This window comes from Streptomyces sp. NPDC002790 (assembly GCF_040295505.1).
Classification (GTDB): domain Bacteria; phylum Actinomycetota; class Actinomycetes; order Streptomycetales; family Streptomycetaceae; genus Streptomyces.
Genome location: NZ_JBEOVM010000060.1, coordinates 25,204 through 39,924, shown reverse-complemented (window position 1 = coordinate 39,924; position 14,721 = coordinate 25,204). Strand labels below are relative to the sequence as shown.

General features: G+C 70.8%; 11 protein-coding genes and 2 pseudogenes. 11 read left to right on the top strand and 2 right to left on the bottom strand.

All coding sequences use genetic code 11. The features are described from left to right. Window positions 1–44: 44 nt before the first annotated feature. Window positions 45–1,649, bottom strand: a complete 1,605-nt coding sequence (locus ABT004_RS23915) for a family 20 glycosylhydrolase (protein WP_351340396.1) — start codon at window positions 1,647–1,649, stop codon at window positions 45–47. A 216-nt stretch (window positions 1,650–1,865) separates the two neighbouring features. On the opposite strand from ABT004_RS23915, the gene ABT004_RS23910 reads away from it, so the two are divergent. Further along, window positions 1,866–3,149, top strand: coding sequence for a glycoside hydrolase family 1 protein (locus ABT004_RS23910; RefSeq protein WP_351340393.1), 1,284 nt, complete (start codon window positions 1,866–1,868; stop codon window positions 3,147–3,149). Window positions 3,150–3,159: 10 nt separating this feature from the next. Further along, window positions 3,160–3,756, top strand: a complete 597-nt coding sequence (locus ABT004_RS23905; RefSeq protein ID WP_351340391.1) for a TetR/AcrR family transcriptional regulator — start codon at window positions 3,160–3,162, stop codon at window positions 3,754–3,756. Between the two features lie 510 nt (window positions 3,757–4,266). Here ABT004_RS23905 and ABT004_RS23900 read toward each other — a convergent pair. Then, a complete protein-coding gene (locus ABT004_RS23900) occupies window positions 4,267–6,612 on the bottom strand; it encodes a glycoside hydrolase family 3 C-terminal domain-containing protein (RefSeq protein ID WP_351340388.1) in 2,346 nt (781 codons plus the stop codon). 199 nt (window positions 6,613–6,811) lie between these two features. Here ABT004_RS23900 and ABT004_RS23895 point away from each other — a divergent pair, with 199 nt between their 5' ends. The 9 genes and pseudogenes from ABT004_RS23895 (at window position 6,812) to ABT004_RS23860 (ending at window position 14,529) form a co-directional block, all read left to right on the top strand. Next, window positions 6,812–7,717, top strand: coding sequence for an SGNH/GDSL hydrolase family protein (locus ABT004_RS23895; protein WP_351340386.1), 906 nt, complete (start codon window positions 6,812–6,814; stop codon window positions 7,715–7,717). Window positions 7,718–7,916: 199 nt separating this feature from the next. Then, window positions 7,917–8,858, top strand: coding sequence for an ABC transporter permease (locus ABT004_RS23890; protein ID WP_351340384.1), 942 nt, complete (start codon window positions 7,917–7,919; stop codon window positions 8,856–8,858). Next, entirely contained in the window at window positions 8,855–10,636 is a 1,782-nt protein-coding gene (locus ABT004_RS23885; protein WP_351340383.1) for a dipeptide/oligopeptide/nickel ABC transporter permease/ATP-binding protein, read from the top strand. The genes ABT004_RS23890 and ABT004_RS23885 overlap by 4 nt, the downstream gene beginning before the upstream one ends. Continuing rightward, on the top strand, window positions 10,633–11,475 hold the full coding sequence (locus ABT004_RS23880; protein ID WP_351340380.1) for an ABC transporter ATP-binding protein: 843 nt from the start codon (window positions 10,633–10,635) through the stop codon (window positions 11,473–11,475). Before ABT004_RS23885 ends, ABT004_RS23880 begins: the two co-directional genes overlap by 4 nt. 16 nt (window positions 11,476–11,491) lie before the next feature. Next, window positions 11,492–11,698 (top strand): annotated as a pseudogene (locus ABT004_RS36420) (DUF8825 domain-containing protein); the annotation flags it as partial. Between the two features lie 122 nt (window positions 11,699–11,820). Continuing rightward, the gene (locus tag ABT004_RS23875; RefSeq protein ID WP_351340378.1) at window positions 11,821–12,036 is read left to right on the top strand and encodes a hypothetical protein; all 216 of its coding nucleotides are present in this window, start codon (window positions 11,821–11,823) and stop codon (window positions 12,034–12,036) included. A gap of 323 nt (window positions 12,037–12,359) precedes the next feature. Next, complete coding sequence (locus tag ABT004_RS23870; RefSeq protein WP_351340376.1) at window positions 12,360–12,572, top strand: hypothetical protein; 213 nt, start codon at window positions 12,360–12,362, stop codon at window positions 12,570–12,572. Between the two features lie 87 nt (window positions 12,573–12,659). Beyond that, window positions 12,660–12,842: pseudogene (locus tag ABT004_RS23865) on the top strand (DUF6300 family protein); the annotation flags it as partial. Between the two features lie 544 nt (window positions 12,843–13,386). Then, entirely contained in the window at window positions 13,387–14,529 is a 1,143-nt protein-coding gene (locus tag ABT004_RS23860; RefSeq protein ID WP_351340373.1) for an FAD-dependent oxidoreductase, read from the top strand. Window positions 14,530–14,721 lie beyond the last annotated feature (192 nt).

Below are 14,721 nucleotides of genomic sequence, written 5' to 3'. Positions count from 1 at the left end.
GCCCCGGCACCTCGGCCGGGGCACAGGCATGACCGGACCCACGGTCAGGAGCGACTCTCAACCCAGGGCACATCGGTCGTGGCTGCGTACGGCAGCCCCCGCTCGGCCCACCAACGGGCGTGCGCGGCAAGCCGGCCCCGGAACTCGGACCAGTCCGGCGCCCGGCCCGTCCAGGCGACCTCGGCGACACCCGCCAAACGAGGCAGCAGCAAAGTGGAGATGTCCTCGAAACCAGTCAACTGCTCGGCGAACAGCGTGGCTTCGACGCCGGCCACACGATCCGCGGGAATGCCGTGGAGGTCGGGGCTCCACTGCGCGGCGTATTCGGTGCTGCGCGGCCGGTAGGTGGCGAAGCCCACGTCCGCGACGGCCGCCCGAACATCTTCGGGCAGGGTCTCGGGTGCGTAGCGCCGGTCGAGATACAGATGGGACTGCGGCGAGAGCAGTATCTGGCCGCCGCCGTCCAGGATGCGCCGGACGTCGTGGTCACTGGGTCCGAAGAAGCGTTTGAGTGCACGGAACACCTCCACCCCGTGCCCGGTCGACGCCAGGTCGGGGCGAGCGGCCAGCTCATCCGGGGTGTCGGGGAGATCCATCATCTCCACGTCCACCCAGTGTTGCAGGACGTCGCCCGGCGCGAGGCCGGCCCGCGAGGCCTCCTGCCAGCAGACCGGCTTCTTGCCGAACTTCCTTATCGTTTCACGGAGTTCAGTGACCGCATGGGAGAAGGAATCCGCGGTGATACCGAGCGCCTCGTCGCCGCCGACGTGGACGAAGGGACCATCGGTGAGCGCACAGACCTCGGCGAGGACGGCGGACACGGTCGTGCGCGTGGTGTCGTCGGCCAGGTCCAGCGGTGGTGTGTACGAGTAGCGACCGCGCAGCCCCTCGGGGGCCGGGGCCGGCGGCAGGTCCGGCAGGGCGCGGCGCAGGGCGGCACAGTGCCCCGGAAGGTCGATTTCCGGGATCAGGGTGATGTGCCGGGCGGCGGCGTAGGACTGCAGGTCCCGATATTCGGCGACAGTGTAGAACTCTCTTTTCCCTGCCGAGCCTTGAGAGGTGAGGGCGGGGAGCGAGGGGATCTGGAGGCGCCAGCCCTCGTTGTCGGTCAGGTGCACGTGCACGACGTTGAGCCGGTACAGCGCGGCCACGTCGATGAGGCGGCGCAGCTCGTCCGGCGAGAGAAAGGTGCGTGCCGGGTCGAGCATCAGGCCGCGCCAGGCGAAGTGCGGCCCGTCGCGCATCCGGCGGTGCGGCAAGTGGGTTTCGGTGAGCAGCAGTTGGGCGGCAGCGACTCCACCGCGCAGGGCGCCGGCCGGGGTGCGGGCACGGCAGACGACACCGGCATCGTCGACGTCCAGGGCGTACGACTCGTCCGGTGGCTCACTCTCGCCGGTCGGCGCGACGCCGAAGGTGCGGCGCGGCGCGGCAGGCGCGTCCTGGTCGGTCAAGGTGAGTGCGGGGCCGGTGGGCGGGGCCGCAGCGGATACTCGGGCGCCGAGGTGCGGAGCGAGCAGCTCCCGTACGGTCTCGGCCGCGGAAGCGAACTCGCGCGTGGCACTGCGGACCCGCCAGGGTGCTCCGATGGGTGGGCACAGCAGGCCCGGCCCCATCCGGGCGTCAGCAGGCCCGGGAATGAGTGCGGACAACACAACCTCCCTCCGGCCGGAGCCCGGAGGCGCCCCCGGCCACGTCGTCAGGGCGCGACGGACGGCGCCTCCGGGCAAGTGCCTCCGGGGTTCGACGCGCCCCCACGTCGCCTCTTCCACACGGTGCGGCACCACCTGTACGCTAACACGAAAACCGATCAATGAACGCTTTTGGCGAGAGGGCCCGGAGGTCGCTCTCGTGAGAGGAGAAGCTCCATGGCGTCGCCCCAGCCCGGGACCGAACTCGCCCTGCCCGAAGACTTCTTGATGGGGGCCGCGACCTCCGCACACCAGGTCGAAGGCAACAACATCGCCAGCGACTGGTGGGCCCTGGAGAACGCACCCGACACGTTCGTCTCGGCACCGAGCGGCGACGCAGCCGACAGTTACCACCGCTGGCCGCAGGACATGGACCTGCTGAGCGAACTCGGCTTCAACGCCTACCGGTTCAGCATCGAGTGGGCGCGAATCGAGCCTGAGGCCGGACGCGTGTCGCGAGCCGCGCTCGCCCACTACCGCGCCATGGTGGAGGGCGCGCGGGCACGCGGCCTCACCCCGGTGGTGACGTTGCATCACTTCACCTCACCGCGCTGGTTCAGCGAGCGCGGCGGCTGGCGGGCACCGGACGCGCCGGACCTCTTCGCCGAGTACACCCGCACCGCGCTGGAGGTACTGGGTGGCCCCACCCGGGTCGCCACTGTGAACGAGCCCAACATGCTCGCTCTGATGTACTCGCTTCGCCGGTACGCCGCCGAGCACGGCTGGTCGAGCCTGGCGCGGGGCCGAGCCGAGGGCGGTGCCGCGTTCAATCCGGCGCTGATCGCTCCGGACGAGGTCGTCACGCGGACGCTGATCGAGGCGCACCACCAGGCCCGCTCGGTGCTCCACGAGGCCGATGCCAGACACCAGGTGGGCTGGACCGTGGCCAATCAGGTCTACCAGGCCGAGCCGGGCGCCGAGGCGGCCGCGGCGGCGTACGCCTGGCCCCGCGAGGACCTCTTCCTCAAAGAGGCCCGCGCCGACGACTGGATTGGTGTGCAGGCATACACCCGGCACCTCATCGGCCCGGACGGCCCGCTGCCCGTCCCGGACGGCGCACCCACGACGCTCACCGGCTGGGAGGTCTACCCGGAGGCGCTCGGCGAGGCGATCGCGCACACGGTCGAGGTGACCGGCACGGGCGTGCCGATCGTGGTCACGGAGAACGGCATCGCCACCGCCGACGACACCGAGCGTATCGCCTACACACGCCGGGCCCTCGCCTCCCTGGCCGAGCAGCTGCGGGGTGGCGCGGACGTGCGCGGCTACTTCCACTGGAGCGCCCTGGACAACTACGAATGGGGCACCTTCGCGCCGACGTTCGGGCTCATCGGTGTCGACCCCACCACTTTTGCCCGCACACCCAAGGCGTCCGCCCGATGGCTGGGTGCGCTCGCCGCGGCGGGCCGGCTCCCGGGCGCCGGATCCACGTCCCGGCCGGTACCGTCCGCCGCACGTTAGGGTGAGGCACATGGCGAAACGCGGTCCCTACGAAAAGGGCGAGGCCAAGCGTAAGGAGATCCTGGAGGCTGCGCTCGACATCTTCGCGGCCGAGGGCTACCGCGGAACTTCACTGCGCAAGGTCGCGGCACGGTGCAACATCAGCCTGCCCGGACTGATGCACTACTTCGACTCCAAGGAGGACCTGCTCACCCAGGTCCTGCGGATGCGTGACGAGGCGGCCCGCGTACGGCAGGAGCAGCGCACCGGCCCCTATCGGTACCGGGAGGTCATCCGCGAGGGTACGGCGACCCCGGGACTCGTCGAGTTGTTCGTGTCGATGGCGGCCGCGGCCAGCGACCCCGAGCACCCGGCACACGAGCATTTCGCGAAGCGCTATCCCGTGATGCGGGGTCAGGTCACCGAGTGGCTCCGCGAGAAGCTGGCCACCTCGGACATGCGCTGCGACATCCCGCCCGAGCGGTTGGCGGCGCTGCTGATCGCGGTGGCCGACGGTATCCAGCTGCAGTGGCTGGTGGACCGCTCGGTCAACATGGAGCAGCCGATCGACGACGTGATGGCGCTGCTGATGCCGCCGGCCACCGCGGACGACGACAGCGACTCCTGACTCAGCACATCGAGGAGGGGTGGGAGCTCGACGGCCCCCGCCCCTCCTTCGCGTGCCGGTCCCTGCCGCACGGCCGCCACGGGACGAACGCCGTCAGCTCCCTGGTCCACGGCGGCCGGAATCTCAGCGGTGCGGCCGTGGCGTGTGGTGAACTCGGCGACGAACCGGTCGAGTTCACCCGTGGCGGTCATGAGGGCGCGAGCTGGGCCGTCGTCGCGGGTGAGGCCGAGCACGTCGAGTGCGCTCGTGATCTGTTCGCCGGCCCAAGGCCCGGCCGAGGGACGTTGAGGCACGAACCGGCGCTCCTCCTCAGGCGGCAGACCGATCCACAGGTCGAGGCCCACGACGAACGGGAGATGGCCAGGTCGACGGCCTGCTCCCCCCTCGTGCTGCACGCCGAGTTGGGCACCACCGGGGGCGCCTGCCTGGCCCAGGGTGAACGCGTCCCGCACCGCTTCCCAGCCGGCGGCGCCGTTTCCGGTCACCCGGCCCGGGCGCTCCTCGACGCGCTCACGACGTCTCCCGGGGCGCGGTGCTGCCGCCGGCCCTCTCTGTGGCGAGGCGATCCACCAGCGCCGACAGCCCCTCCGCACCGAGCGGGCTCTGCGGGAACTCGGCGATCACGTCGAGGGGGACGCCGGACAGGAATCGGTGCACGAGCGGGTCGTCGAGCGCCGACGGCGGCCCGTCCGCGCCACGTCCTTCGGCGAACGCGGCGGCGAGCGCGGGGGCGCCCTCGGGGTGCGCGTACCACTCGGCGAGCGTGTTGCGTCCCGTGAGGGTGAGCCGGGACGGGTCACCCTGTACGTCACAGGGCGCCGAGAGCCGGATGTCACGAGAGGAGGCGCCCACGTCAATGCGCCACGTCCCTCCTTCGACACGCCAGCCGGCCTCGCGTTCGCTGTAGTGGGCGAAGTCGTCGCGCGCCAGCGTCACCGTGGTGTCCCGCTGCTCGCCAGGGGCGAGTTCGACACCGGTGAATCCGCGCAGTTCGCGCTCGGGACGCACGACCGGCGAGCCGTCCGGACCGTGCAGGTAGACCTGGACGACCTCGCGCCCTGCCCGGTGTCCGGTGTTGGCCACGGTCACGGTGACCTCGGCGTGCTGCGCGTCGGCGTCCCATGACACGCGCAAGTCCCGGTGTTCGAAGGTGGTGTAGGACAGACCGTGGCCGAACGGGAAGGCCACCGGGGTACGCCGGGCGTCGTGACCACGGTGTCCGACGAAGAGACCCTCCCCGTACCGCACCCGTCCCTCCTCGCCGGGGAACGACAGATACGAGGGACTGTCCTCGAGGCGCATCGGGACGGTCTCGGCGAGCCGGCCGCGCGGCTCGGCCGCACCGAGCAGGACGCGAGCGAGCGCATGACCGCCACCCTGGCCGAGAAGCGAGGCGTCGACGAGCGCGGGCACCCACTCCTGCCACGGGGCCGTGCACACCGTGCCACCGTGGGCGAGGACGACGACCACTCGGCTCTGGACAGCCACGACCCGTTCCAGCAGCGCCAGTTGGGCTCGGGGCAACGACAGGTGTTCGCGGTCGAAGCCCTCGGATTCGTCCTGCGCGGGCAGCCCGAGGAACACCACGGCGGTGTCACTGCGTGCGGCCAGGGCCTCCGCCTCGTCGGCGGCCGCATCGTCAGGGTGCCCGACGTTCCCGTCCGCCTCGGCGGGCCCGGTCGGCTCGCCGCCCGGCAACCGGTAGCCGGGAGCGAACGCGATGTTCGCCGTCGGCGCCAGCTTCCGCAGTTCGTCGAGGGGGGTGTCGAGCCGGGTGGGAGTCACCTGGGAGCTGCCGGCGCCCTGGAAGCGCGGTGTGCGGGCGAGTTCGCCGATCACCGCGAGGGTTCCGGGGCGGGTGCCGGGGTCGAGCGGCAGCAGCCCGTCCTCGTTCTTCAGCAGGACGACGGAGCGCTCGGCCACTTCCCGGGCCAGGGCGTGATGCCGGGGGAACAGCGTCTCGGCGGGCGGCGGCGGGGCATCGGCGGCGGTGACGCGCCGGGCGAGCAGGGCGATGCGCTCCACGGCCGTGTGCAGCGCCTGGGCCGGGAGGCGGCCGTCCTCAACAGCCGCGAGGACCTCCTGGTCGGTGCGACCGTCGGTGCCGGGCATCTGCAGGTCGAGGCCCGCCATCAGAGCCAGGGTCCGGTCGCGGACAGCTCCCCAGTCCGAGACCACGACACCGTCGAAGCCCCACTCGTCGCGCAGGACCGAGGTGAGGAGGTGTTCGTTCTCGCACAACGGCACACCGTTCACAGCGTTGTACGCGGCCATCACCGTCCAGGGCCGGTCCCGGCGCACGATGCGTTCAAAGGCCCGCAAGTACATTTCGCGCAGGGGCCGCTCGTCGATGTCGGCGCTGACCCGCATGCGGTCGGTCTCCTGGTTGTTCGCCGCGAAGTGCTTGAGGGACGCGGCCACCCCCGCACGCTGCAGTCCCCGCACCATGGCGCCGCCCAACTCCGCGGTCAGGTGCGGGTCTTCGGAGAAGTACTCGAAGTTGCGACCGCACAGCGGGGAGCGCTTGAGGTTGATGCCCGGCCCCAGGACGACGTGCACACCGAAGGCGCGAGCCTCAGCGGCGATCGCCCCGGCGACCCGCTGGGCGAGCTCGGGGTCCCAGCTGTTGCCCAGAGCCACGGCGGGCGGGAAGCAGGTGGCAGGGGCCGCGCTGCGCAGATCGGCCTGACCGCCGTTCCCTGCGTTCTTTGGCAGCCGCAGACCGTGCGGCCCGTCGGACATCAGCAGGGCGGGCACGCCCGGTGCCTCCTGCGTGGTGAAGTCGCCGCCGCCGCTGGTCAGGGCGGCCTGTTGGGAAAGCGGGAGACGCGAAACGGCGGAGGGCTGTTCGGCCATCGGACCTGCTCTGCTCGTGGTCTGAGCGCGTGTGCGCCGGAATTACAAAACCGTAAGTCGATCGGTTTTGGCACGTCAAGGACTCATCGACCGGTGCGGGCACGGGGATTGACGGCCAGAAACCGTTCATCGTATGGTTTTTGCGTTCGTGGGTCGCTCGCGCCCCGCGGCCTCCCATTTCCAGGAGAAGAGGTACGGCATGACGCTGCACCATCCACCTGCCCCCGACCACGCCGGCTCCACCGGGGGACACCGGGCCCGACCCGTCGCCGCACTGACTGCCGCCTGCGCCGTGACGCTGACACTCGCGGCGGCGCAGCCCGCCGCCGCAGCGCCCGCACCCGCGGCGCACTACGTGGCCCTCGGAGACTCCTACAGCTCGGGCCTCGGCATCCCCGCGCAGGCCGATGCCAACTGCGGCCGCTCCGAAAGCAATTACCCCTCGCTGGTGGCCCGATCCGTAGGGGCGGACGACTTCACGGACGTGACATGCGCCGGGGCGACGACCGCGGATATGACGCAACGTCAAGGTTCGGCTCCGCCCCAGCTCGACGCCCTGCGCCCCGACACATCTCTGGTCACGCTCGGCGTCGGGGGCAACGACCTCGACCTGACCGGCGTCATCACGCGGTGCGTCCTGTTGGCCCACCTGGCTCCCACCGGCGCGCCCTGCCGGTCAAGTTACACACCACTGGGCAACGACGTCATCGGTGGCCGCATCAACAGCGTCGGGCCGAAGATCGAAGCCGTACTGAAGGAGATCCACGCCCGCTCGCCGCAGGCACGGGTGCTCCTCGTCGGCTATCCCGCCATCGTGCCGGACGACGGCAGCTCCTGCCCCGACACCATCCCGTTCGCCACTGGCGACTTCGCCTGGTTCCGCGACAAGACCGAGCAGCTCGACTCCATGCTCTCCGAGCAGGCAAACGTCTACGACGCGGACTACGTCGACCTGTACACCCCCTCGATCGGGCACGACGCCTGCAAGCCGGACGGCGTGCGCTGGATCGAGCCGAAGGAGACGGAGCAGGCGGCCGGTTTCCACCCCAACGCGGCTGGACACCGCAGCGCCACCACGCAGGTCCTCGCCGCGCTCGACCGGTGAAGGACGGGCAGGCGCGCGATGAGCGCTTGCCCGGGGACGGCCCTTCGACCAGCGGCGCCGCCGGTTCCCCGCCCCAGGCCCAACTGCCCCGACACAGAGCCCTTTCCCACCGCCGCCGACCCGCACCCGGCCACCGGGCCGCACGGTCCGCGCGCGGCCCACGCCGGCCCTCCGGCCGCCGGACCTGAACGCCGAGACCATGCTGACCCTCATTTTCCGGAGAATCGCCGCAGGAGCCGTGCTCCTGTTGGTCATCTCCCTGCTGTCGTACCTGCTGCTGTCGATCCCGCACCACGACGTGGGCCGCCAGCTCCTCGGCGAGTCCGCGGCACAGCCCGCCATCGACGCCAAGAACACCTCCCTGGGCCTGGACCGGTCCGTGTTCGCCCAGTACGCGGACTGGCTCTCGCACGCGGTGCGCGGCGACTTCGGCACCTCGTGGTTCACCAGTGAGGACGTGACCCAGGCGGTGGCAGGCAGATTGCCTGTCACCCTGAGTCTGATGCTGGGCGTCACGCTCGTCACCACCGTCGTCTCCTTCCTGCTGGGAACATGGGCCGGTGTGCGGCGCGGACTTGTCGACCGCTGCCTCCAGGTCGCCGCGGTGGTCGGGCAAGCCCTGCCCGGTTTCCTGGTGACACTCGTCCTCGTCCTCGTCTTCGCGGTGAACCTGCACTGGTTCCCCGCCATCGGCTACACCGCCCTCGGCGACTCCCCGACGGGCTGGCTGTCCACCGTCACCCTGCCGGTGATCGCCCTGTCGGTGTCCGCCGTCGCCGGTGTCTCCCAGCAGGTGCGCGGCGCCGTCATCGACGTCCTGCGCCAGGACTACGTGCGGACGCTGCGGGCCCGTGGCCTGTCGTCGCGCCGCATCGTGTTCCGGCACGTCCTGCGCAATGCCTCGGCGCCCGCGCTGTCCCTGCTCGGCATGCAGTTCGTCGGCCTGCTCGGCGGCGCGGTCCTCGTGGAGCAGATCTTCGGGCTCCCCGGCATCGGCAGCATGACCGTCGCCTACACCACCCGCGGCGACATCCCGGTGATCATGGCCTTGGTCATGCTCACCGTCATCGGCGTCGTACTGATCAACCTGGCCGTCGACATTCTCATCGGCTGGCTCAACCCGAAAGCGAGAGTGACATGAGCCGGTCCGGTCACGCCCCCAAGGCCACGCCCTCAACGGTCCGACGCCCGCGCGCAGTCGGCAGGCTGCTGCGCAATCCGCTCGGTGCACTCTCGTTCACGCTGCTCGCCCTCGTCGTCCTCGCCTCGCTCCTCGCGCCCCTGCTGGCCCCGCAGTCCCCCACGGCCTCGGCCCTCGGCGATGCCTTCCGGTCACCGAGCGGCGCCCACCCGCTGGGCATGGACTCCGCGGGGCGCGACATCCTGTCCCGGATCCTGTACGGCGGCCGCAACACCTTGGCCGGCGCGCTCATCGCCGTCGGCATCGCCTTGCTCCTCGGTGTTCCGTCCGGGCTGTTCGCCGGGTACCGGGGCGGCACGTTCGACTCCGTGGCCGCGTGGATCGTCAATCTCGTCATGGCGCTGCCCGCGATGGTCGTGCTGCTGGCGTCCCGGGCGATCCTCGGTCCGAATGTCTGGGTCCTCATGATCGTGCTCGGGGTGTTGGTGGCGCCGAGCTTCTTCCGCCTGGTCCGCGGGGTCGTCGCCGACGTCCGCGGTGAGCTGTATGTCGATGCCGCGCGCATCTCCGGGCTGTCCGACACCCGGATCGTGACCCGGCATGTCCTGGTCGTGGTGCGGGGGCCCGTCATCATCCAGGTCGCCCTCGTCGCGGGGATCGCGATCGGCCTGCAGGCCGGACTCGAATTCCTCGGAGTGGGCAGCGGGACCACCGCGACATGGGGGGCCATGCTCAACGAGGCGTTCCAGAACATCCAGCGCGAACCAGCGCTCCTGCTCTGGCCCGGCCTCGCCCTCGGGCTGACAAGCAGCGCGCTCGTCCTGCTCGCCGCCGCGCTGCGCGACGTCCTGGAGGACCGCGCCGCGGCCCCGCCCCGCCGGTCCGCCACACGCACACGTGCGACCTCCGCGCCTTCGTCGTCGCAGGACGCCGGCCCACGGGCCGAGCTGCTCTCCGTCCGCGGCCTGAGCGTCGCGTACGCCCAGCCCGACGGCAGCGACAGGACGGTCGTGCACGGTGTCGACCTCGACGTGCGGCCCGGTCAGATCGTCGGCCTCGTCGGTGAGTCGGGTTCCGGCAAGACGCAGACCGCGTTCTCCGTCCTCGGCATCCTGCCCGAAGGCGGCCGCATCACCTCCGGCTCGGTCCGTGTGGACGGCCGGGAGGTCGTCGCCCTCCCGGAGCGGGATCACCGCGCACTGCGCGGCAGCACCGTTGCGTACGTGCCGCAGGAGCCGATGAGCAACCTCGACCCGGCGTTCACCGTCGGCAGCCAGCTCGCCGAACCGCTGCGGAGCGTCCTCGGCCTGTCCAAGCGAGAGGCCGCCGCACGCACCCTGGAACTCCTCGCCCAGGTCGAGATACCGGACCCTCGCCAGGTGGCCCGCCGCTACCCGCATGAGATCTCCGGCGGCATGGCCCAGCGCGTCCTGATCGCCGGAGCGATGTCCTGCGACCCGAAGCTCCTCATCGCCGACGAACCCACGACCGCCCTCGACGTCCGCGTCCAGGCGGAGGTCCTCGACCTGCTCCGGCGCCTTCAGGCCGAACGCGACCTGGGAGTCCTCCTGGTCACCCACAACCTCGGCGTGGTCGCCGACCTGTGCGGCCACGTCGCCGTCATGAACGCCGGCCGCATCGTCGAGACCGGCCCCACCACAGAGCTGCTCGACCACCCGCACGACCCCTACACCCGCACCCTGCTCGGCGCTGTCCTGGACAAGGAACCCGCCCGCGCCCCCTGGCAGCCGCACACGGCAAGGAGCGCCACCGCATGAACACACCGCCAGCCGCGCAGGTCCCGCTCCTCTCCCTGGAACAGGTCCGTGTCTCGTTCCGCGGCCGAGGCCGGCGCTCCTCTCGTACGGAGGTCCTCAAGGGTGTCGACCTCGACGTCCGCCCCGGTGAAACCCTTGGCCTGGTGGGCGAGTCCGGTTCCGGCAAGACAACCATCGGCCGTGCGATCCTCGGCCTCGTCCCGCTCGACTCGGGGCGGATCACCTTTGCCGGACAACGCATCGACGGCCTCGCGCGAGCCCGCCGCCGCGCCCTGAGCCGGGACATCCAGGTCATCTTCCAGGACCCGTACACCTCGCTCAACCCTGCCCTCACCATCGGTGACACCCTCGCCGAACCCCTCGTCGCGCAGGGGCGGGACGCCTCCCGCGCCCGAGCCCGCATCGCCGCCCTGCTCGACGGCGTCCACCTGCCGACCGACGCCGCCGGCCGACTGCCCCGCGAGTTCTCCGGAGGGCAGCGGCAGCGCGTCGCGATCGCCCGCGCCCTGGCCCTCGAACCCCGCTTCATCGTGTGCGACGAGCCGGTCTCCGCCCTCGACCTGACCACTCAACGCACCATCATGGACCTGCTGCTGGAAATCCAGGACGCGACCGACGTCGCCTACCTCTTCATCTCCCACGACCTGTCGGTCGTGCGCTGCGTCAGCCACCGCGTCGCCGTCATGCACCATGGCGAGATCGTCGAGTCCGGTGAAACCGATCCCCTGACCAGCACACCCGCACACCCCTACACCCGCTCGCTCCTTCTCGCCTCGCCCGTCGCAGACGTCGCAGCACAACACGACCGCAGAACACTGCGCCGCCAGAGCTTGCCGTGAGCGCGAGTCCAGACCCAGATTCGCTTGGACTGCCGGGGGTGCGGCCGAGTTCGACCGGCTGCGCAGGCGCGAGTACGAACTGTCGGCGTTCATCGTCGGCCACCGGTATTTCGCCGACTTCGACGGGCCGGAGGCTGTCGCGAAGCGGTCGCAGCTCAAGCATCAGGCGGCCTCCCAGCCCGCCGGGACCAGCGACGCACCAGAGGTGGCTGAAGCAGCCTAGGGCCTCGGACGGCGGCCCAGCGCCAACCCCACAGTTGGGCGGACCGGCGCCAACGGGCACGCAGTAGACCACGCGGACGCCTCCAGGCTGCGTGGAGAAACCGCCCGCCGCACGATGGCGGCATGTCTACTGCGCAGCCTGTTGTGATCTATCCGCCCGGCGAGGACGGCGGCCGGAACGTCCGTATCGACGGCACAATCCTCGGCCGGGCGCTGTCCGTGAAAGACATAGTCGCGCTCTTGCAGGAGGCTGGGCTGCGGTCCTTCGACGAGATGCACGTCGTCTACTCGGCGCTGATTGAGTGGCGGGGCGGCGGCCCGGAGGCATGGACGCACTGACGCACCCGGCCGGCCCCAGGGTTCGAGGACCGGGGCCGGCCGGGGAGCGGTAGTGCACCCACCGACTCCACTCGTGCAACGACCATCCAGGAAGGGCGTCACGTCGCACCCCTTGAGCTGGGGTGTTGCAACGACCACTAGAACGGAAGCTACGGCGTCGGGCCCTAGTGGCGGCGCGAACAGAGCATGGGCAAGTTCGTGCGCTGTGCAGATTTCTACGCCGGGCATCACAGGTGGACGGTGTTCAACACGCTGTGCTCACCCGCGCGGCGGGGTGGTGCCGGGCTGCGTACTGGCCGACCCGGCGCACCCTGGGGGTGGGGATGGAAGGCACGCCGATCGTCGTGCACCCGCCGCTCGGTACGGGAGCCCGGCGGGTGACCACACACCGGCAGATCCCCGGCCTCGCGCACTCCGATGACGACGTCGTGGAGTTCCTGCGTCGGGCCGGGCCGGAGGACGCCGACGCGCTGCTCGCTGATCCGGCGTGGGTGATGTGGCGGGGCGGGCGCGCACACCACTACAAGGCAGCGTGACCTGGACAGGGACGCCACACGAGGTCCGGGGGCGGAGTCCCTCAGGGTTTCCGCCTTCCCCGGGACCGCGGAGAGAAGGACGATGCCGAGGGCCGCCCCACCCACCTGGAACTCTGCCCGACGTGCGACCCCGGGAACGCACCACGTCCGGCAGCCGGCCTGCTGGTGCAGTTCTTCGCTGACGGCGGCGGCCGGGATGCCCCACGAGCGGAGGAAGGCGCGCGACTGATGGCCGAACGGACGAAGGAGTGCATGGCCGTCCACAGCTGACGCTGTCGCTCCAGGGTGACTCAATTCGCGAGGCCCACTCGGCTAGCGCTTGAAGGTCGTCCATCCCAGCGGAAGCCCTTCTCGCTGCGGATGCGGTCGCGTTCGCGGCGCTGGGCGGTCAGGACGTCGGGGCGCGCGGCGTCCTGCCTCGGATGGTCCGCGAGTTCACGGTCGACCAGCGGGTGCAGGGCTTGCCGAGCCCGGTGAGACGGGTGGCGGCCGTCCGGACGGCGAACTCCTCTTTGTCGTCCGCGAGTTGGCGGCCCGGCCGTCCAGCAGCGCCGATGCACTGCTGCTGCCACTACTTCGGCAGCACCTCCCTTGCTGTGGCAGTGATCGTTTCGATGGCCTGGGCAAGGACGGGGATGTCGCGGGCTCCTGGGCGAGTGACCGACATGATGCGGCGGGCCGGGGCGGGCTCGCCACTCAGGGGGATACGAGCGACCGGAAGGTCCTCGCGCAGCCGTGCAGGTCGCAGAGATCGTTCGAAACACACGTCGCGCGCGGCACACAAACCGCACGGCTCACAGAAAGCAGCCCCATCGTGGATGTCGATCACTCCCAGTACGTCGTCGTCGGAGCGGGACTCGCGGGCGCGGCAACCGCATGGCAACTCGCCACCGCCGGACACGAAGTCACCGTCGTTGAGCGCGGCACTCCGGCCGACGCGGGCGGCAGCTCGCACGGCTCGGCGAGGATCTTCCGTTACGCCTACTCTTCCGAGTTCTACACGCGCCTGGTCGCACGCTCGCGTGCACTGTGGTCGCAGCTGGAGGCAGCGAGCGCCCAGACGCTGATCAGTCGAACCGGCGCCGTGGACTTCGGACTTGAGCGCGACCCGAAGGCGCTCGCCCGGACCCTGGAAGCCGTCGGGATCGAGCACGAGCTGCTCGCCCAGGAGGAAGCCACCACCCGCTGGCCGCAGTTCAACTTCGAGACCAAGGTGCTCTGGCATCCTCAAGCCGGTGTCATCGACTCCGAACGCAGCGTCGAGGCCATGATCGTGCAGGCCCAGAAACACGGCGCTCTGCTCCGCACCGACTGGGACGTGACAGCGGTCGAACGCCGTGGTCACGGCTACACGCTGCGCAGCGCCGACGGCCGACAGCTCGACGCGGAACGCGTGGTCGTCGCCGCCGGCGGCTGGCTCCCGAAACTGCTCGACCTGCTCCCCCTGCCCAGTGCCTTTCGAGCGGGACTGCCGCGCTTCGAGGTCCGCCAGGAGCAGGCGTATCACTTCCGCTACCGGGAGAACCACCGATGGCCGACCTTCATCCACAAGAACCTGCAGATCCAAACGTACGGGCTGCCCGGCGGCCGCGACGCGGACTTCCAGGGGCTGAAGGTCGCCGAGTTCAACGGCGGCAAGCCGCTGCGATCGGCCGCGGAACAGAACGGCGTGGTGGACGCGAGGAACCGCAGTCGTGTCGTCGACTACGTGCGCCGACACCACCCCGGCCTGGACCCCGCCCCGTACGCCGAGACGACTTGCCTGTTCACCAACACCCCGAACGAGGACTTCGTCCTCGACCGCTGCGAGGGACTCACGATCCTGTCCCCGTGCTCGGGACACGGGGCAAAGTTCGCGCCCCTGATGGGCGCGCTTGCCGCAGGCGTGGCGTCGGCCGCCGACGCAACTGCGGGCCGGACGCTGATACCCGACCCCTTCCTGACCGGTCCGGCTTGAACGGCGCACGCGGGAGCAGCCCGGCCGGTTTCGTCATCGCCAGGAAGGCGGCAGCCGCTGTCGGCCCCGACCTCGCGCACCCCGAGGCGACAAGCACCGCCGGCAGCCGGTAGGCAATAGAAGCACTCGAAACGAGCAGGAAAATTCCCGGCCCGCGCCGCCCGATGAACGTCTGGACCGGTGTACTCATCG